This is a genomic window from Pseudomonas sp. GX19020, assembly GCF_023371075.1.
Classification (GTDB): domain Bacteria; phylum Pseudomonadota; class Alphaproteobacteria; order Rhodobacterales; family Rhodobacteraceae; genus Pseudogemmobacter.
The window spans coordinates 78,970-96,468 of sequence record NZ_JAMCCR010000009.1 but is presented as its reverse complement, the minus strand read 5'-3'; the positions used below and the strand labels follow the sequence as shown (position 1 = coordinate 96,468).

At 63.7% G+C, this 17,499-nt stretch carries 15 protein-coding genes; 6 read left to right on the top strand and 9 right to left on the bottom strand.

Going from position 1 to position 17,499, the window contains the following annotated elements; translation table 11 throughout:
* Positions 1 to 8: 8 nt before the first annotated feature.
* From modC to M3484_RS14705, 5 genes are all read right to left on the bottom strand, one after another.
* Positions 9 to 1,103, bottom strand: a complete 1,095-nt coding sequence (gene modC / locus M3484_RS14725) for a molybdenum ABC transporter ATP-binding protein (RefSeq protein WP_249497450.1) — start codon at positions 1,101 to 1,103, stop codon at positions 9 to 11.
* A complete protein-coding gene (modB, locus tag M3484_RS14720; protein WP_092899504.1) occupies positions 1,100 to 1,798 on the bottom strand; it encodes a molybdate ABC transporter permease subunit in 699 nt (232 codons plus the stop codon). The genes modC and modB overlap by 4 nt, the downstream gene beginning before the upstream one ends.
* A 24-nt stretch (positions 1,799 to 1,822) precedes the next feature.
* Complete coding sequence (gene modA, locus M3484_RS14715) at positions 1,823 to 2,605, bottom strand: molybdate ABC transporter substrate-binding protein (RefSeq protein ID WP_092899506.1); 783 nt, start codon at positions 2,603 to 2,605, stop codon at positions 1,823 to 1,825.
* Positions 2,606 to 2,706: 101 nt separating this feature from the next.
* On the bottom strand, positions 2,707 to 3,051 hold the full coding sequence (locus tag M3484_RS14710; protein WP_249497449.1) for a winged helix-turn-helix domain-containing protein: 345 nt from the start codon (positions 3,049 to 3,051) through the stop codon (positions 2,707 to 2,709).
* A gap of 40 nt (positions 3,052 to 3,091) precedes the next feature.
* Complete coding sequence (locus tag M3484_RS14705) at positions 3,092 to 3,976, bottom strand: bestrophin family protein (RefSeq protein ID WP_092899508.1); 885 nt, start codon at positions 3,974 to 3,976, stop codon at positions 3,092 to 3,094.
* Positions 3,977 to 4,281: 305 nt separating this feature from the next.
* Here M3484_RS14705 and M3484_RS14700 point away from each other — a divergent pair, with 305 nt between their 5' ends.
* Both M3484_RS14700 and exaC read left to right on the top strand, forming a co-directional pair.
* Positions 4,282 to 5,244, top strand: a complete 963-nt coding sequence (locus M3484_RS14700) for a GAF domain-containing protein (protein ID WP_092899510.1) — start codon at positions 4,282 to 4,284, stop codon at positions 5,242 to 5,244.
* Between the two features lie 194 nt (positions 5,245 to 5,438).
* Complete coding sequence (gene exaC, locus M3484_RS14695) at positions 5,439 to 6,956, top strand: acetaldehyde dehydrogenase ExaC (protein WP_092899512.1); 1,518 nt, start codon at positions 5,439 to 5,441, stop codon at positions 6,954 to 6,956.
* Between the two features lie 165 nt (positions 6,957 to 7,121).
* On the opposite strand, the gene M3484_RS14690 is transcribed toward exaC, so the two are convergent.
* Positions 7,122 to 8,540 (bottom strand): amidase, encoded by a 1,419-nt coding sequence (locus M3484_RS14690; RefSeq protein WP_249497448.1) that lies wholly within the window; start codon positions 8,538 to 8,540, stop codon positions 7,122 to 7,124.
* A gap of 155 nt (positions 8,541 to 8,695) precedes the next feature.
* Here M3484_RS14690 and dapF point away from each other — a divergent pair, with 155 nt between their 5' ends.
* The 3 genes from dapF (at position 8,696) to M3484_RS14675 (ending at position 12,070) form a co-directional block, all read left to right on the top strand.
* Positions 8,696 to 9,550 carry a diaminopimelate epimerase gene (gene dapF, locus M3484_RS14685; protein WP_249497447.1) on the top strand — a complete coding sequence of 285 codons (855 nt, stop codon included), beginning with the start codon at positions 8,696 to 8,698 and terminating at the stop codon, positions 9,548 to 9,550.
* Complete coding sequence (gene mtaB / locus M3484_RS14680; protein ID WP_249497446.1) at positions 9,547 to 10,821, top strand: tRNA (N(6)-L-threonylcarbamoyladenosine(37)-C(2))-methylthiotransferase MtaB; 1,275 nt, start codon at positions 9,547 to 9,549, stop codon at positions 10,819 to 10,821. The genes dapF and mtaB overlap by 4 nt, the downstream gene beginning before the upstream one ends.
* A 151-nt stretch (positions 10,822 to 10,972) precedes the next feature.
* Complete coding sequence (locus tag M3484_RS14675) at positions 10,973 to 12,070, top strand: hypothetical protein (protein ID WP_249497445.1); 1,098 nt, start codon at positions 10,973 to 10,975, stop codon at positions 12,068 to 12,070.
* Between the two features lie 154 nt (positions 12,071 to 12,224).
* On the opposite strand, the gene M3484_RS14670 is transcribed toward M3484_RS14675, so the two are convergent.
* Together M3484_RS14670 and M3484_RS14665 are read right to left on the bottom strand one after the other, a co-directional pair.
* Positions 12,225 to 13,262, bottom strand: coding sequence for a LacI family DNA-binding transcriptional regulator (locus tag M3484_RS14670; protein WP_249497444.1), 1,038 nt, complete (start codon positions 13,260 to 13,262; stop codon positions 12,225 to 12,227).
* A 274-nt stretch (positions 13,263 to 13,536) separates the two neighbouring features.
* Positions 13,537 to 14,136 carry a helix-turn-helix domain-containing protein gene (locus M3484_RS14665; protein WP_249497443.1) on the bottom strand — a complete coding sequence of 200 codons (600 nt, stop codon included), beginning with the start codon at positions 14,134 to 14,136 and terminating at the stop codon, positions 13,537 to 13,539.
* A 99-nt stretch (positions 14,137 to 14,235) separates the two neighbouring features.
* Between M3484_RS14665 and M3484_RS14660 the strand changes: the two genes are divergently transcribed.
* Entirely contained in the window at positions 14,236 to 16,194 is a 1,959-nt protein-coding gene (locus tag M3484_RS14660) for an oxidoreductase (RefSeq protein ID WP_249497442.1), read from the top strand.
* Between the two features lie 49 nt (positions 16,195 to 16,243).
* Here M3484_RS14660 and eutH read toward each other — a convergent pair whose 3' ends face one another.
* Positions 16,244 to 17,440, bottom strand: coding sequence for an ethanolamine utilization protein EutH (gene eutH, locus M3484_RS14655; protein WP_092899527.1), 1,197 nt, complete (start codon positions 17,438 to 17,440; stop codon positions 16,244 to 16,246).
* Between the last annotated feature and the right edge of the window lie 59 nt (positions 17,441 to 17,499).

Below are 17,499 nucleotides of genomic sequence, written 5' to 3'. Positions count from 1 at the left end.
ATCCGCACCTACACCAGTGTTCCCGCCCCTGCTGTCCCCGGGGCCACCGCAACCGACTTGACCACCGCGAAGACCCGCATCCCCGGTTCAAGTTCGAGCAGCCTGGCCGAACGCAGGGTAATCTGCGCCAGCAGCGCCGCCTCACCCACCGAAAGACGCACCAGCACCTCGCCGTCTTTCTCCGAGATTTCCTGCACCGTGCCGTCAAGAATATTCAGTGCCGAAATCGCTTCCGGCTGCTGTCGCGCCAGCATGACATCGCGCGCAAGGATCCGCAGGCGCAGCGTCGTCCCCTCGGCCACGCCCGGCAAAGACAGCCAGAGCGCGCCGCCACCGGTCTCAAGCCGCGTCAGCCCATCGGCATCGGTCGCGCCGACGCGCAGCTTCAGAACCGCGCCCGCCTCGCGCGGTCCAAAGCCGCGCGCGGAAACCGGGTCGGCCAGCACCTCGGCCGCAGGGCCGGCACGGCTCACCTGCCCGGCCTCAAGCATCACCACCGTCGTCGCCAGCCGCGCCACTTCGGCGGGTGAATGGCTGACATAAAGGATCGGCAGCGCCACTGTGTCCCGCAGCCGTTCCAGATAGGGCAGGATTTCGGATTTCCGCGCCTCGTCCAGCGCAGCAAGCGGCTCGTCCATCAACAAAAGATCGGGGTCAGACAAAAGCGCCCGGCCAAGCGCCACCCGGCTTTTCTCGCCGCCAGACAGGCGACCGGGGCGGCGGTCCAGCAAGGGGGCGATGCCCAGCAGGTCGACCACCTGATCAAAGGCAGCACCCGCACGGCCCTTTGGCGCGAACCAGCGGCCATAAAGCAGGTTCTGACGCACCGTCAGATGCGGGAAAAGACGTGCGTCCTGAAAGACATAGCCGATACGGCGTTTATACGGCGGCAGGAAGTTTGCGCGCGCGGTATCAAGCAAAACGCGGTCGCCAAGCGTGATCCGGCCCTGATCGGGACGCAAGAGCCCGGCCACCGCATTGACCACCGTGGTCTTGCCCGACCCCGAGCGGCCAAAGAGCGCCGTCACCCCCTGGGGCGCGTCGAACCGTACATCCAGCGTGATGCCGGGAAAACGGTGCTGCAGGGAAACCGACAGCGTCATTGCCCTGAAATCCTGCGCGCAACCACCCGCGAGACCCATTCCGACAGCAGGAGCGCCGCCATGGCGATGGCGATGGCGACCCAGACGAGGCGCGCAGCCTGTGCCTCGCCGCCCGGCACCTGCATGAAACTGTAGATTGCCGATGGCAGGGTGCGGGTCTGGCCGGGGATGTTCGAGACGAAGGTAATCGTGGCGCCGAATTCCCCCATCGCTTTGGCGAAGGCAAGGATGCAGCCCGCGATCACGCCTGGCAGGATCATCGGCAGCGTCACCGTCAGCCAGACCCAGGGTTTTGATGCCCCCAGCGTGGCGCTCGCCTGTTCCAGTTTCGGATCCACCGCCTCGATAGCAAGCCGCATGGCGCGCACCATCAGCGGAAAGGCCATGACGGCTGCGGCCATCGCGGCCCCGGTCCAGCGAAAGGCAAAGACGATCCCGAACCACTGGTCGAGATATTGCCCCACCGTGCCTTTGCGCCCGAAAGTGATCAGCAGCAGATAGCCGGTGACGACCGGTGGCAGGATCAGCGGCAGATGCACGATGCCATTGAGCACCTGTTTGCCGGGAAACTCCCACCGGGCAAGGGCATGGGCGATGAAAAGGCCGAAAGGCAGGCTGACCAGCACCGCCCAGAACGACACCCGCAGCGAAAGCATCACCGCGTTCCATTCGTCAGGAGACAGCCAGTCCGTCACGCCTCTCAGGCCCTTTCAACAGTCTCAGTTCAGGATCGAAAAGCCTTCTGCGGCGAAGATCCTGTGGGCCTCATCCCCCGAAAGCGCCTCGTAAAAGGCGCGGTCCGCCGCATCTGCCGCGCCGGTCAGCAGGGCGGCAGGGTAGACGATCGGTTTGTGGCTGTCAGCGGGGAAGGTGCCGACCACGGTGACATTATCCTCGGCCACGGCGTCGGTCGCATAGACGATGCCGTAAGGCGCCTCGCCCTGGGCTACCAGCGCCAGCGTCGCGCGGACATTGTCGGCCTGAGCGACCGATCCCTCAACCGCACCCCATTGACCCAGATGTTCCAGCGCAGCCTTGCCATACTGGCCGGCGGGCACGGAATCGATCAAGGCCATGGCAAGCTTCTCATCGCCCAAAAGCGCCTTCAGATCAAAGCCCTCGCCAATCTCGACCGGTGCGGCATCCTTGCCATGTGCGACCAGGACCAGCGTATTGCCCAAAAGATCTTCACGCGCGCCTTCGACAACCAGACCGGCCTTTTCGACCTCATCCATCCAGTTGACGGCGGCCGAGATAAAGATGTCGGCGGGCGCACCCTCGATGATCTGTTTCGCCAGCGCATTCGAGCCGGCATAGGAAATCACCACCGTATTGCCGGTTTCCTCCTGGAACTTCGCCGCAACCTCATCCAGCGCGTTCTTCATCGATGCGGCGGCAAAGACCACGACCTCTTCGGCCTGGGCCATGGCGGGCAGCGCAAGGCTGAAAGCGGTCGCAAACAGTGCAGCGCGGCGGGCGAATTTACGGCTGGCGAAAGACATGGGATTCCTCCGGTTCGATATATCTTTACGGATATAAAGACCGCCAGGACGAACAGGTGCAAGGGTTATTTCCCGACCACCACAACGCCCATAGCCGCAGATCAGGGCTGAGTCGGGGCCAGCATTGTCTCGAGCACCGCGATCTCTTCGGCGCCTGCCTCGCGCGATTTGCGCTCGATCTCGCGGAAAAGCGCCAGCACCTGTTCACCCTCGGGCGTCAGATGCGCGCCGCCCCCGCCCGAGCCGCCGCGCGCGCTGGCGACGAGCGGGCTGGCAAAGGCCGCGTTCAGCTCTTCCACCAGCATCCAGGCGCGTTTGTAACTCATCCCCATGGCACGACCGGCCGCCGAGATGGAGCCGGTCTCGCGGATATGTTCCAGCAATTCGGCCTTGCCGGGGCCGACCATCGCATTGTCAAAGTAAAGGCGCAGGAAAAAGCGTTTCATCACACCAGTTTCCCCCTCCTGCGCCCGGCTGGCAAGAGGTCTAGCTGAGATAATGCTCGACCGGACCCAGCGGTTTCGGCGGCTCTTCCCCCAGATGCGGCGCAAGGCTGATCTCGCAGGCGCGGCAGATCGCATCCAGCGCGAGGCCATTGGGGCTGGTGCCGAAGGGATGGCTCAGCTCCTCGGTCACTTCCGCCAGACCAAGGAACATATAGGCCACGATGGCGGTGAACAAAGGCGAAAGCCAGCCGGTGGTTTCCGCCAGTGCCAGTGGCAGCAGCAGGCAATATAGCCAGGTCGTGCGGTAGATCAGCAGCGAATAGACATAGGGCAACGGGCTGTTGGCGATGCGCTCGGCCCCCGCCTGAAGCAGGGCGAGATTGGCCATGCGGGTGGTCAGCGCGCGTGCGCCAAAGCCGTCGATCTCGCCCGACCGGCAGCCCGCGCTCAGCTCCTCGGTAATCGCATCCAGGGCAGCACAGGGCGGATGGGGTGCCGCGCGGAACTGCGCCCCGGGCCCGGTCTCGGGCGGCACCAGCTTGCGCAGGTTGATCCGGTGGGCATGGATGAATTCCAGCGACAGCCGCAGCATCCGCTCGCGCCGCTGCGGGTCAGGCACGAAAGTTCCGACCTCCCGGGCATAGCTGCGCAGATCGGCCAGCAGCCCGCCCCAGAGCTTTCTCGCCTCCCACCAGCGATCATAGGCGGCGGCATTGCGAAACCCGAGGAAAAGCGACAGCCCGATCCCGAACACCGTATAGGCAGCGGCATTCAGATGCGGCACCCAGGGCGTCAGATGATCCAGCAGGACCACCACAAGCGCGAAACAGGCAACGAAGAGCACCGGCGACGCGACCTGGAAGATGATCGAGCCGCGCGTGGCGGTCAGCAGTTGCAGCGGGGTGGGTTTGTCACGGACGATCATCCTGGACCACGACCTTTTCAAATTGGCGATGCGGCACTCGTTGCACAGGCTCGTGACGGCACCACAAGATTTCTTGCCCCCGAAAGCAGAACATGCGTTACTCTGTCGCATCCGGAGTGATGCAGTTCTGCGGGCAATGCCCATATAGCTGGCAGCGGCAGATCGGCGTCACCAACCGGCGACCTAGCAGCCCTGGCTCAGAGAGTAGCAGAAAAGCCGGGCGCCGGGGGAAAGAACTGCTGTTTCCAAGATGCAATTCCGGCCGGGATCCGGGTCCCGGACGGCGGAGGGGGGAAGGCCGATCCATGCCAGGCAATATCACCACCAGCCGCACCATCCGCGACCATGTGGCCCATGTTTCCGCCGCGCTGGAAACGGGTCAGGCAGCGCGGTCTTCGATTGTCGCCTCCTGGGCGCGTTCGGCCCGCCACGGGCTGGCACCATCGGCCCTTGCGCCACGTGATCAGCGGCTGGACGGGATGGGCCTGACCCGGCTGCGCGAGAGGATGGAGCCGGTGACCCGCGCCGCCCGCCCGACACTGGAGCGGCTGTTTCAGGTGGTCGGCGGTTTTGGCGCCAGCGTGATCCTCGCAAGCGAGGACGGCATTCCCTTTGAACGCCTGGTGAAGCAATCGGAAGACCGCGATTTCCAGGATGCCGGCCTCAGCGCCGGCTCGGACTGGAGCGAAGCGGCGGCCGGCACCAATGGGATCGGCACCTGCCTTGCCGAAGGGCGACCGGTGGTGATCCATCGTGACCAGCATTACCTTGCCGCAAATACCGCGCTGACCTGCGCTTCGGCGCCGATCTGGGATCCTTCGGGAGATCTGGTGGCGGTGCTGGATGTCTCGACCGTGCGCGCCGATATTGCCGAAGGGTTTTCAGGCCTTTTGAGCCATTCGGTGCATGAGGCCGCGCGCCGGATCGAGGCCGATCTTTTCCAGGCGCGCTACAGCGGCGCGCGGATGGTGCTGGTTCCCGGTGCGGATCGCGGCACCGGCGCGCTTCTGGCGGTCGATGCCGATGAACTGGTGATCGGTGCCACGCGCATGGCGCGCCAGCATCTGGGCCTGACCGGTGACCTGGCCAGAAACCCGGTTCCTGCCGCCGATCTGCTGGGCGTCAGCAGCCATCTGCGCCCCGAGGATGGCGAGCGCGCGGTGATCCACCGCGCCATCGCGCGCACCGGCGGCAATATCTCGGCCGCGGCACGGGCGCTTGGGATCAGCCGCGCGACCCTGCATCGCAAAATGGGCCGACCCGACTGAGTGCGGCCCGGCTGACTGCTGCCAGACGGACCGCCGCACTCCCATCGCACTCACGGGCAGTCGGCAGGACAGACTGTCTCAGAACTGCGACAGCTTTCGCAGTTGCGGCATATTCCCGGGGGTGACCCGCGCGAAATCAGACGCCAGCTTGGTGTCATCAGCCGCAAGGGAGAGCGGCCAATGGAGGAGCTACCATGACCAAGCACGAAGAATTCGGCCTGAGCACTGCGCCCTATAAAACCCGCTATGAAAACTTCATCGGTGGCCAGTGGGTCGCGCCGAAAGCCGGGCGCTATATGGAGAATGTCTCGCCGGTAACCGGCGGTGTGATCTGTGAGGTTCCGCGTTCGGACGCTTCCGATATCGAAGCGGCGCTGGATGCCGCCCATGCGGCCCGTCGTGGCTGGGCACAGACTTCGGCGACGACGCGTTCAAACATCCTGCTGCAGATCGCCGCACGGATTGAAGAGAATCTCGAAGCCATCGCGATTGCCGAGACCTGGGATAACGGCAAGCCGCTGCGCGAGACCATGGCGGCCGATATCCCGCTGGCAGTGGACCATTTCCGCTATTTTGCCGGCGCGATCCGGGCGCAGGAAGGCTCGATCGGGCAGATCGATGATGACACCGTCGCCTATCACTTCCACGAACCGCTGGGCGTTGTGGGCCAGATCATCCCCTGGAACTTCCCGATCCTGATGGCGGCCTGGAAACTGGCACCGGCGCTCGCGGCGGGGAATTGTGTCGTGTTGAAACCGGCGGAACAGACCCCGGCCTCGATCCTGTTCCTGCTTTCATTCATCGAAGACCTGCTGCCGCCAGGCGTGCTGAACATCGTCAACGGCACCGGAACCGAAGCCGGTGCGGCGCTGGCAGCCTCGCCCCGGATTGCCAAGATCGCCTTCACCGGCTCGACCCCTGTGGGCAAGTCGATCATGCGGGCCGCAGCGGATAATCTGACCAATATCACCCTGGAGCTGGGCGGCAAATCGCCGAACATCTTCTTTGAAGACGTGATGGATGAAGATGACGATTACTTCGATAAGGCGCTGGAAGGGTTCACCCTTTTCGCGCTGAACCAGGGCGAGGTCTGCACCTGCCCGTCGCGGGCCCTGATCCAGGAATCGATCTATGACCGGTTCATGGAACGCGCGCTGAAACGGGTCGAAGCCATCGTGGCAGGCGACCCGCGTCAGGCGAATACGATGATCGGCGCCCAGGCTTCGAAACAGCAATTCGACAAGATCTCGTCCTATCTCGAGCTCGGGCCGAAGGAAGGCGCGAAAGTTCTGACCGGCGGCCAGGCGAACCATTTCAACGGCGATATCTCGAAAGGCTTCTATATCCAGCCGACCGTCTTCGAGGGCACCAACAAGATGCGGGTCTTCCAGGAAGAGATCTTCGGGCCGGTCGTGTCGGTGACCACCTTCAAGACCCAGGACGAGGCAATCGAGATTGCCAATGACACCGTCTTCGGTCTGGGCGCCGGAGTCTGGTCGCGCAATGCGAACACCGCCTACCGCGCCGGTCGTGCGATCGAAGCGGGCCGGGTCTGGACCAATTGCTACCATCTCTATCCGGCCGGCGCGGCCTTTGGCGGGTACAAACAGTCGGGGATCGGGCGCGAGAACCATAAGATGATGCTCGACCATTATCAGGAAACCAAGAACCTGCTGGTCTCCTATAATCCGAAGAAACTCGGCTTCTTCTGAGCCCCACCGATCCGGGGCAAAGCCGGGGGAGACTACTCTGCCCCGCCCCCCCCTCTTGCTCTCCCTGTCGGAGGATGCATCGGGTTCCGGCCCGGGCAACCTCTGGCCCTCCGGCCCGCCCTGGCCCGGGGCCCGCCCTTTCCGGTTTTTCCGGAGGGCAGGCCCTCAGATCCGGGGCGGGTTCTTTTCCGGCCAGCCTGTGGCGCGGTGCCAGGCCTCGCCCATCGCGAGAATCGCGGCATCGGATCCGTGGCGGCCCGCAATCTGGATACCCGTCGGCAGGCCGTTCGCGCCGAATCCCGCCGGAACCGCCAAGGAGGGCAGGCCGATCAGTGAGACCGGCACCACCACCTCCATCCAGCGGTGATAGGTATCCATCCTTTGGCCATCGATGCTTTCGGGATAGCGCCAGTCGGCCGGGAAGGGCCAGACCTGCGCCACCGGCATCACCAGCGCATCGTAATCCGCCAGCAGCTGATGTGCGTGCGCATACCAGGCAGAGCGGATTTTCGACGCCTGGTAGAGCGCCTCTGCCGTCACGCCTGCGCCGGTCTCGACCTCCCATTGCGTTTCGGGTTTGAGCTGCGCCCAGCGGGCAGGCGTATGGCGCTCAGCCCCTTTGCCCCCGAAATTCAGGAAGCTGCGGATCGTGACCCAGGCGTGCCAGAGATCGGCCATCGGCAGAGGGAACTGCACCGGCACCACTTCGGCGCCGAGGCTTTCAAAGGTCTTCAGCCCGGCTTCACAGGCGGCAATGATGCCGGATTCAAACGGGATCTGACCGTTGAAATCGCCAAACCAGGCAATGCGTTTCCCGCTGAGGTCATCCGGTGCGGCCCGGACCGCACCAAGGTAATCCTGGGCGGGCTGACCGAAGGGGGTCAGCGGATTGGGCCCGGCCTGAACGCCCAGGAGCAGCGCAAGATCGGCGATATCGCGGGCCATCGGGCCTTCCGTCGCCATCGTGTCAAGGAAGGTCTCGGCCCCGGCATCGGTCGGAACAAGCCCCCAGCTCGGACGAAACCCGTAGACATTACAAAAGGCTGCGGGGTTTCTGAGGCTGCCCATCATATCCGAACCATCCGCCAGCGGCACCATCCGTGCGGCCAGCGCCGCCGCCGCGCCCCCCGATGACCCGCCCGCGCTGCGCGCCAGATCATAGGGATTGCGCGTCACGCCATGCACCGGGTTAAAGCTGTGACTGCCATGCCCCCATTCCGGCGTATTGGTCTTGCCGATCACGACCGCCCCCGCCGCCCGCATCCGCGCAACGATCAGATCATCGGCCTCGGGTATATGATCGGCGTAAAGCGGCGAGCCATAGGTTGTCCGGATGCCTTTGGTGTTCAGCAGATCCTTCACCGCCAGCGGCAGGCCAAACAGCGCGCCCGCAGGTGCCACATCGTCCAGCGCCCGCGCCTCTGCCATGATCTGGTCGGGATCGCGCAGCGAGATCACCGCATTCACCTGCGGGTTCACCAAAGCGATGCGGGCCAGATGTGCCTCCATCACCTCAGACGGTTTAACCTCGCGGCGGGCGATCAGCTGCGAGAGATCGAGAGCGGAGCAAGCGGTAAGATCCATGGCAGTCCCGTGACAATGCGTTCACCCGAAGGCTAGCAGAGGCGGCGCCCCGGGTGAAAGACCCTCAGGGCGGGAAAGCACCCCGTGCAAAACCGGCGCACGGACATGCATTTTGCGCTCTGGATTGCGGGACGGCGCAGGCGTATATGGGGCGCATGACACAGGGCCCTGACCCCAGCGGCCTGCCCTTCATCAAGATGCATGGGGCGGGCAATGATTTCGTGGTGATCGACTCGCGGGCTCGCGGCGAGGCGGTGGTGACGGCTGCGTTGGCGCGCGCGCTTGGCGACCGCAACCGGGGCGTGGGCTTTGATCAGCTGGCCGAGATCCGTCCGGCGCCCGAAGGTCAGGACGGCGTGGATTTCACGCTGGATTTCTGGAACACCGATGGCAGCCGCGCCGGGGCCTGCGGCAATGCCACACGCTGCGTCTCGGATTACGTGATGCGCGATCTGGGCAAAGATGCGGTGACGCTGATCACCCAACGCGGAACCCTGCGGGCCGAGCGGCTGAAAGATGGCCGCGTCAATGTGAATATGGGCCAGCCGCAGCTGGACTGGGCTGAAGTGCCGCTGTCACATCCGGTCGATACCGCGCAGCTGCCGCTCGACGGTGCGCCGGTGGCGGTTGGCATGGGCAACCCGCATTGCGTGTTCTTTGTGCCAGATGCGGATACGGCGGATGTCGCGAGCCTTGGCCCGCGGATCGAACATGACCCGCTGTTCCCCGAGCGCACCAATGTCGAATTCGCCAGCCTGACCGGCCCCGACCGGCTGCGCATGCGGGTCTGGGAGCGCGGTGCCGGCATCACGCTCGCCTGTGGATCGGGCGCCTGTGCGACGGCAGTGGCGGCGCATCTGCGCGGGCTGACCGGGCGACGCGTGACGCTTGACCTGGATGGCGGCGTGCTGGAAATCGACTGGCGCGAGGATGGCGTCTGGATGGCCGGGCCGGTGGCGCTGGTTTTCGAGGGCCGTATCCCGCCCGCCTTTCTTGGCGCGCTGACATGAACGCCCCCGTTTTCGCCACGCTGGGCTGTCGCCTGAACGCCTATGAGACCGAGGCGATGAAAGAACTCGCGGCAGCGGCCGGGGTGAATGGCGCAGTGGTCGTGAACACCTGCGCTGTCACCGCCGAGGCCGTCAGAAAGGCCAAACAGGAAATCCGCCGTCTGGCGCGGGAAAACCCCGGCGCCCCGGTCATCGTCACCGGCTGCGCGGCACAGACCGAACCCGAGACCTTTGCAGCGATGCCCGAGGTGACGAAAGTCATCGGCAATCACGAGAAAATGCAGGCCGAGACCTGGACAGGGCTGCGCGCGCCCCTCCTGGCCCCGGACCTGATCGGCGTGACCGAAAAAACGCTGGTTAATGACATCATGTCGGTGAAAGAAACCGCCGGCCATCTGATCGACGGCTTTGGCCGCCACCGCGCCTATGTCCAGGTGCAGAATGGCTGCGACCATCGCTGCACCTTCTGTATCATCCCCTATGGGCGTGGCAATTCGCGCTCTGTCCCCGCCGGCGTGGTGATCGAACAGATCAAGCGCCTGGTGGATAAGGGATTTCAGGAAGTTGTCCTGACCGGTGTCGACCTCACCTCCTGGGGGGCCGATCTGCCCGCAACGCCGCGCCTTGGCGATCTGGTGATGCGGATCCTGCGGCTGGTGCCGGATCTGGCACGGCTCAGGATCTCGTCGATTGACAGCATCGAGGCCGATGAGAACCTGATGCAGGCCATCGCGACCGAGCGCCGGCTGATGCCGCATCTGCATCTCAGCCTGCAGGCAGGCGATGACATGATCCTGAAACGGATGAAGCGCCGCCATCTGCGCGATGACGCGATCCGGTTCTGCGAAGAGGCGCGCAGCCTGCGCCCTGATCTGATCTTCGGCGCCGATATCATTGCGGGTTTCCCGACCGAGACCGACGAGATGTTTGAAAACAGCCTGAAGCTGGTCTCGGATTGCGACCTGACCTTCCTGCATGTCTTCCCCTATTCGCCCCGCAAAGGCACGCCTGCCGCGCGGATGCCACAGGTGAAAGGCCCGCTGATCCGCGACCGCGCCGCCCGGCTTCGCGCTGCGGGGGAAAGCGCGCTCATCCGCCATCTGGAAAGCCAGCAGGGCGCTTTGCATGAGGTCCTGAGCGAAGGTCCGCATAATGGCCGAACCGGCCAGTTCACCGAAGTGAGCTTTGCCGCGCCCCAGCCCGAGGGCCGCCTCATCCCGGCCCGGATCACCGGCCAGGACGGCGCGCGCCTGATCGCCACCCCGGTCTGATTTCCCCGATCGTCCTCACCGCGAAATTCCCGCACCGGCTCCAGGGCCTGCGGGCGCCAGGGTCTGGTTTTCCTGAACAAATCACTTTTGATCTGGGTCTCATCACCTGTCTGTGACAGCTTGCTCAAAATCACACAGAGTTATGAGTTCGATGTCATACACCAACCTGACCCTCCCCGATCGCCCGCTGAAACTCACCCCCGGCAGTATCTCGCCACCGGGTGCTGCCCTGTTCATGGTTCTTGTGCTGCTGGTGATCGGCGGCTTCCTGGCCTGGTGGCAGGGGCCGGATATCTGGCGCGACTGGCAAATCAGCCAGAACCCGGTGACGGTTGAGGACAGTGATGTCCGGAACGGCCAATGCACTACCCGCAAGGCCTTCTTCACCGATTGCGACGCTCATGTCGCCTATAATTACGAGGGCCGGCATTACGAATCCGATATCAAGCTGATGTTCGTCGATATCCACAGCGGCGATTACTGGGTCGATGTGGTGATCTCGGCCGATAAGCCGCATCTCGCGACACTGAGCCTTGGCGTCGAAAAGATCTGGAACCGGATCTTTATGCTGGCGGCCTTCGCCTTGCTGTTCTTCGGCGGCGCGGCGGCGATCCTCTGGCAGCAGCTCCGGGCAGGCAAGGCGTCGCGCGCGCTCGCGCAGCCCTCACGCCTGACGCTGCTGCCGCTTGTGATCACCAATATGCAGCAATTGCGCGGCAAAACGCAGATCAGCTATCATGACAAGGACCAGCCCAAACCCGTGCTGACCACGACCCTGCGCAAGGGCGACGATCCGCTGATGGTCTGGGATGATCAGGGCAATGGCTATGGCCTGGGGGTAAGGGGCACCGGCTCGCGGCTGCCGGCCTTGCTTGACCGCGCCCTGACGCGGATCGACCTGACAGATCAGGAACGTCGTGAGGCGCTGGCGCTGCTCGACCGCGAGGAGGCCGAAAAATTCGGCCAGGCGCAGCACAGCGAGGCCCCGGCAAAGAAACGCGGCGGCGGAGCCCTTCGCAATCTGCTGGCCGGTCTGGGGGTGATCCTCTTCTTCGTTCTTGCCGCGCTTGGCTGGTGGCTCTGGTATGTGACCGGCAGCTCGGATTCGCATGATCCGATCGGCATGGAGATCAATGCAATGATGCCGGAACCGATCAATCTCTGGGCCTGCGGCAAGCTCGAACAGCGCTTCGGGGATCAGAACGCGCCCTATGGCTGCACCATGGATGACCATATCAGCTGGAAATGACCAGCGCCCCGCCGGTGGCATCTTCGGAAGCCTCCGGCGGGGATATTTAAGGACAGATGAAATCCCGCTGCCCGATTTCATCTGTCCTTAAATATCCCGGGGGAGTCTCCGCAAGGAGACGGGGGCAGAGCCCCCCATGCCCGCGTTCCGCCCCTCAAAGCTTGCGGATGGTATCGCCCGGCTGCAGCTTCGGCTCGAACTCGATCACCTCACCGCCGATCACCCCGCTCGACCGTTTGCCGGCAATAATCTCGGCCGCAGCGACTCCGGTTTCCAGCCGGCAGGCATCCATCGTCGCCAGCCGGCGGGGCAGACCGTCGAGCAGTTCGACGCCGTTGAACCCGGCAAGGCCGATCCGGCCCGGCACATCCAATCCCTGTTCAAGGCACCACAACAGCCCGCCTGCGCCGATCATATCATTGGAATAATACAGGAAATCGACATCCGGGCGGCGTTTCAGAAGAGTCTCTGTCATCTCGCGCCCCTTGGCAAGCGCCGAGCCGCCGGAATAGAATTCGCGGTCCACCATCGAAAGGCCCGCAGCGGCCAGCGCCTCTTCAAACCCTTCCAGCCGCTTCCTCGCACGGTGGTCATTCGTCGGCATATGGGTGCCGAGAAAGGCAATTTTGCGATAGCCCGCCGCGATGATCGCCTCGGCCATCTTGCGCCCGGCGCGGCGATGCGAGATCCCCACCATACTGTCGACCGCTGTGCCGTCGATATCCATGATCTCGACAATCGGGATACCGGCCTGCGCCAGCATCGCCTTTGACGCCGCGGAATGTTCCAGCCCCGCCACGATCAGCCCCGAGGGCCGCCAGGACAGCATCTCATAGATGACCTGTTCCTCGCGATCGATCTGATAATTCGAGACGCCCACCACCGGCTGCAAACCAGTATCTTCCAGCGTCTTCGAAATCCCGGTCATCACCTCGGGAAAGACCATATTCGACAAAGACGGAATCACCACGCCGACCAGATTGACCCGCTGGCTCGCCAGCGCGCCTGCGATTTTATTGGGCACATAGCCCAGACGGCGCGCCGCCTCGAGCACCCTGGCCCGCGTCGTTTCTGACACATCGCCGCGATTGCGCAACACCCGGCTGACCGTCATTTCGCTGACCCCGGAGGCCTCTGACACATCGCGAAGGGTCAGGGCGCGATGGGGTTCGGGCGGCGTTGGTTTGGTCAATGGGTGGTCCTCTGGCGGGATCTGAAAAGAGGCGGGCAGATCGGGGCGGGTCATGAAACAGCGCTTTCCTGATTGTTAGCGCCTCATGAGGGGCTTGAACAGGCAGTAATCCCCTGCTAATGATAGCGCTAACAGTGAAAGCTGTGATCCGGATGCTCTGTGCAAGCTCTCTTTTGGAGCCTCCGGGCCCCTGAGGGGGGGTGGTGGGCCAAATTCACCCCCCTTCACATCCTCCCCCTTTTCGCCGTCTCTCCGCCCGCCTATCCCATAAACATCAGTAGGTTGGCGGGCTTATCGCCCAGATCACCTCGGTCTCTGCCGGGCCCGGATTGCGATAACGGTGCGGCTCACTTGAGGCGAAGGAAAAGCTGTCCCCCGCCTCCAGCCGGAAATGACGGTCACCGACCCAAAGCTCCAGCTGCCCCGAAAGCACCAGACCGACCTCGTCACCGTCATGACTATAGGCGTCCTGCGCCTCAGCGCCGGGCGGCAGGCGCGAGCGGATCATCTCCAGCGCCATCGACAGGCGCGGCGTCAGCAATTCATCGACGGCACCGCCCTGATAGGCGACCTGGAGGCGGTTGGCCTGGCGGATGACATAGCCCTGTTCGGCTTCGGGCACCGGTTGCTCGTCGCCGGCGAAAAACCATTGCACCGTGACACCCAGATGCTGCGCAATGGAAACCAGCGCGTTGATCGAAGGTTCGGCCAGATCCCGTTCGATCTGGCTCAGATAGCCGATAGAAAGCCCAGCCCCATCCGCCAGCTGCGCCAGGGTTTGTTTGCGCCGCTTGCGCAGCTCACGCAGCCTTTCGCCCAGGATGCGACCCTCGGCGGCAGGCGCAGCCTTCAGACGCGGCTCATCCGGCTTCATCCTGCATCCCCTCTCCTTCCGTCAGTAAAAAATACTATTGATTTTTTTACTTGCCCTGTCAAACCTGCCGCATCCGCCACCCAGGGAGCCCGGGCAGCCATGACCGACGCGATGTTTCCGCACCTGTTCCGCCCATTGACCATCCGTGGGCGCGAGATCCGCAACCGCATCGTCTCAACCGGGCATGACACCTGCCTGCCGGAACATGGGCTCGTGAACGAGGCCTATATCGCCTATCAGGAAGCCCGCGCAAAAGGCGGCGCCGGACTGATCGTGACCCAGGTGGCGGGCGTGCATGAGACAGCGCGCTATACTTCGCATCTGATCATGGCCACGACAGATGACTGTATCCCGGGCTATGCCGAACTGGCGCGGCGCTGCCACAGGCATGGTGCGCGGGTGGTTTCGCAACTGTTCCATCCCGGGCGCGAGATCATGGAAAGCGCGAATGGGATGCTGGCGGTGGCATATTCCGCATCCGGCACGCCGAATGAGCGGTTCCGCAATATGCCGCGCGAAATGGATGCCGCGATGATCGCCGAAATCACGCAAGGCTATGCCGATGCGGCGCGGCGGATGTACAGGGCCGGCCTTGACGGCGTCGAACTGGTCGCCTCGCATGGCTATCTTCCGGCGCAGTTCCTGAATCCGCGCGTCAACCGGCGTCAGGATGAATATGGCGGGTCAGATGACAACCGTCTGAAATTCATGGCAGATGTGCTGGAGGCCATGCGCGCGGCGACGGGCGATGATTTCATCATCGGGCTCAGGATCTCGGCCAGTGAGAAAGACGAGGCCGGGCTGACCAATGCCGAGACGCTGGCGGCGGCGAAAGGGCTTGGCGCGCGGATCGATTATCTTTCCGTCACCATCGGTACCTCGGCGACCATCGGCGGCGCGGTCCATATCGCGCCGCCGATGAATTTCCAGGCCGCCTATACCGCGCCGGAGGCCCGCGCATTCAAGGCGGCACTTCAGGTGCCGGTGTTCATCACCGGCCGCATCAACCAGCCGCAAGAGGCCGAACTGGTGATCGCGCGCGGCGAGGCCGATGGCTGTGGCATGACCCGCGCGCTGATCTGCGACCCCGAAATGCCGGTCAAGGCGGATCAGGGGCGGTTCGACGATATCCGCGCCTGTATCGGCTGCAACCAGGCCTGTATTCATCACTTCCATCGCGGATTGCCGATTTCCTGCATCCAGCATCCCGAAACCGGGCGTGAGACTGTGTTCGGCAGTCATCCTGCAACCACGCATCCCCGCAAGATCATGGTGATCGGCGGCGGCCCGGCCGGGCTGAAAGCGGCGGCGGTGGCGGCAGAGCGCGGCCATCACGTGACGCTTTTCGACGCGGAACCACGCCTGGGCGGCCAGGCATTGCTGGCGCAGCTTTTGCCGCATCGCGCGGAATTCGGCGGCATCGTGACCAATCTGACCCGCGAATGCGCGCTTGCGGGCGTTACGATCCGCAAGAATACCCGCGTCGATGCAAGCCTGTTGCACGAATTCGCCCCGGATGCGGTGGTGCTTGCGACCGGGGCCACGCCCTACCTGCCGCCCTTCGAGACGGATGGCGAGATCCGGGTGGCCACCGCCTGGCAGATCCTGCGGCGCGAGGTGAAACCCGGTGCGCGGGTGGTGGTGGCCGACTGGCGCGCCGACTGGATCGGGCCGGGCGTGGCCGAGGCACTGGCGCGCGACGGCGCCGGGGTCGATCTGGCGGTGAACGGGCTTTATATGGGCGAGGCGATGCCCTTCTACGTTCGCGATGCGACGGCGGCCTCGCTGCACCGGCTTGGTGTGCGGGTCACGCCCTATGCGCGACTGATCGGCACCTTTGGCGATACGGTCTTCCTGCAACACACCGCATCAGAGCTGCCGATTGAAATCGAAGGCGTGGATATGCTGGTTCTGTCGAGTGGTCATCTGCCTTTTGACGGGCTCAGGTCTGAGATCACGGCCCTGGGCATCGAATGGCATGGCATCGGCGATTGCGAGACACCCCGCACGGCGGAAGAGGCGGTCTATGAGGGGATGCTGGCCGGTCGCGCCCTCTGACCTTCGCGTCAAGTCCCGCCCGGGCCTGCGCCCGGGCGGCAAGGAAGGATCAGCGCTCTGCCGCTGCCAGGGCCTCGGCTTTCGGCACAGACAGCCAGACCGCGAGGATAAAGCCCGCCACACCGCCGAGGAGCTTGCCCAGGATCAGCGGCGCAATCAGCGTTGGCTGGAAATTCGCGGTGAAGGCAAGGTGATCGCCAAAGGTAAAGGCCGCGCAAACCGCGAAGGCAATCGCCACCACCTTGTCACGCGGACGCATCTTTTCGACCAGGCGGAACATGGCAAGGATATTGGCACAGGCCGCGAGCAACCCCGCCGCGCCTTCGGGCGCCACGCCGATCTTCGCGCCAAGCACCTCCATCGGTTTCGCAAGATATTTCGTCAGCAGGTAGACCATCGGGAAAGCGCCCGCGAGCATGATGCCGATATAGCCCGCCACTTCCAGCGCACGGAACTGGTCGGCCTCATCCGCGATGATCGGATCAAAGCCCCAATGGCCAAAGACATTGGTAAAGAACCCGGTGAAATATTCGACGATCGAGGCCACCAGCACCAGTGTGATGCCCGCATACATGATCTTTCCGAACCACAGGAAGCCGGTGATCATGGCATCCGGCGCGAAACGCAGGCCGAGCGCAATTGCCACGCAGAAGATGATCAGCGGCAGGAGATTGCGGAATATCTCGCCAAAACCGAGCGTCAGGGCGAAATTCGCATCGGACGCGGTCGAGACCTCCGGGCGGATGTCCAGCCCCGAAAGTGCGATCACCGTGCAGGAGATCAGCACCCCGACCGGCACCGAGAGAATGCCGGACATGATGCCCAGCGCCATATATTTATGATCAGCCTTCTTCAGCATGGCGAGGCCGACCGGGATCGAGAAGATGATCGTCGCGCCCGACATGAAACCGACCACGGTCGCAATCGCCCATGCCTCGCGGGTCTGGGCGATTTTGTCGGCCAGCTGGTAGCCCCCCATATCGCCCGCAATCACCGTGGTCGCGGCAATCGAGGGGTCAGCACCCACAAGGGCGAAAAGCGGCCCGGCCGCGAATTCGATAAAATGCGAGAGATAAGGAATCGCGGCCATGATCCCGGCCACAGGAATGAAAATCGGACCGATGGAATGCAGACCCTCGGTGAACTCTTTACCAAGCCCCTTTTCAGGGTCACGGATCGCGGCAATCGCACCCAGAACGGCGCAAACCATGATCAGCCAGATAATATAGGTTCCAATGGAAGCCATTGCTGTCCCTCCTGTTGATTATTGTTTTCATTGATAAAAGGCCGGGCCATTTCGGGCCC

Excerpts from the sequence above, each read along its gene's own strand:
- M3484_RS14710 (WP_249497449.1), bottom strand. The coding sequence starts at position 3,051 with ATGAAACGCTTTTTCCTGCGCCTTTACTTTGACAATGCGATGGTCGGC.
- M3484_RS14700 (WP_092899510.1), top strand. The coding sequence starts at position 4,282 with ATGCCAGGCAATATCACCACCAGCCGCACCATCCGCGACCATGTGGCC.
- M3484_RS14675 (WP_249497445.1), top strand. The coding sequence starts at position 10,973 with ATGTCATACACCAACCTGACCCTCCCCGATCGCCCGCTGAAACTCACC.
- M3484_RS14690 (WP_249497448.1), bottom strand. The coding sequence starts at position 8,540 with ATGGATCTTACCGCTTGCTCCGCTCTCGATCTCTCGCAGCTGATCGCC.
- M3484_RS14665 (WP_249497443.1), bottom strand. The coding sequence starts at position 14,136 with ATGAAGCCGGATGAGCCGCGTCTGAAGGCTGCGCCTGCCGCCGAGGGT.
- dapF (WP_249497447.1), top strand. The coding sequence starts at position 8,696 with ATGACACAGGGCCCTGACCCCAGCGGCCTGCCCTTCATCAAGATGCAT.
- mtaB (WP_249497446.1), top strand. The coding sequence starts at position 9,547 with ATGAACGCCCCCGTTTTCGCCACGCTGGGCTGTCGCCTGAACGCCTAT.
- modC (WP_249497450.1), bottom strand. The coding sequence starts at position 1,103 with ATGACGCTGTCGGTTTCCCTGCAGCACCGTTTTCCCGGCATCACGCTG.
- M3484_RS14705 (WP_092899508.1), bottom strand. The coding sequence starts at position 3,976 with ATGATCGTCCGTGACAAACCCACCCCGCTGCAACTGCTGACCGCCACG.
- eutH (WP_092899527.1), bottom strand. The coding sequence starts at position 17,440 with ATGGCTTCCATTGGAACCTATATTATCTGGCTGATCATGGTTTGCGCC.
- exaC (WP_092899512.1), top strand. The coding sequence starts at position 5,439 with ATGACCAAGCACGAAGAATTCGGCCTGAGCACTGCGCCCTATAAAACC.
- M3484_RS14660 (WP_249497442.1), top strand. The coding sequence starts at position 14,236 with ATGACCGACGCGATGTTTCCGCACCTGTTCCGCCCATTGACCATCCGT.
- modA (WP_092899506.1), bottom strand. The coding sequence starts at position 2,605 with ATGTCTTTCGCCAGCCGTAAATTCGCCCGCCGCGCTGCACTGTTTGCG.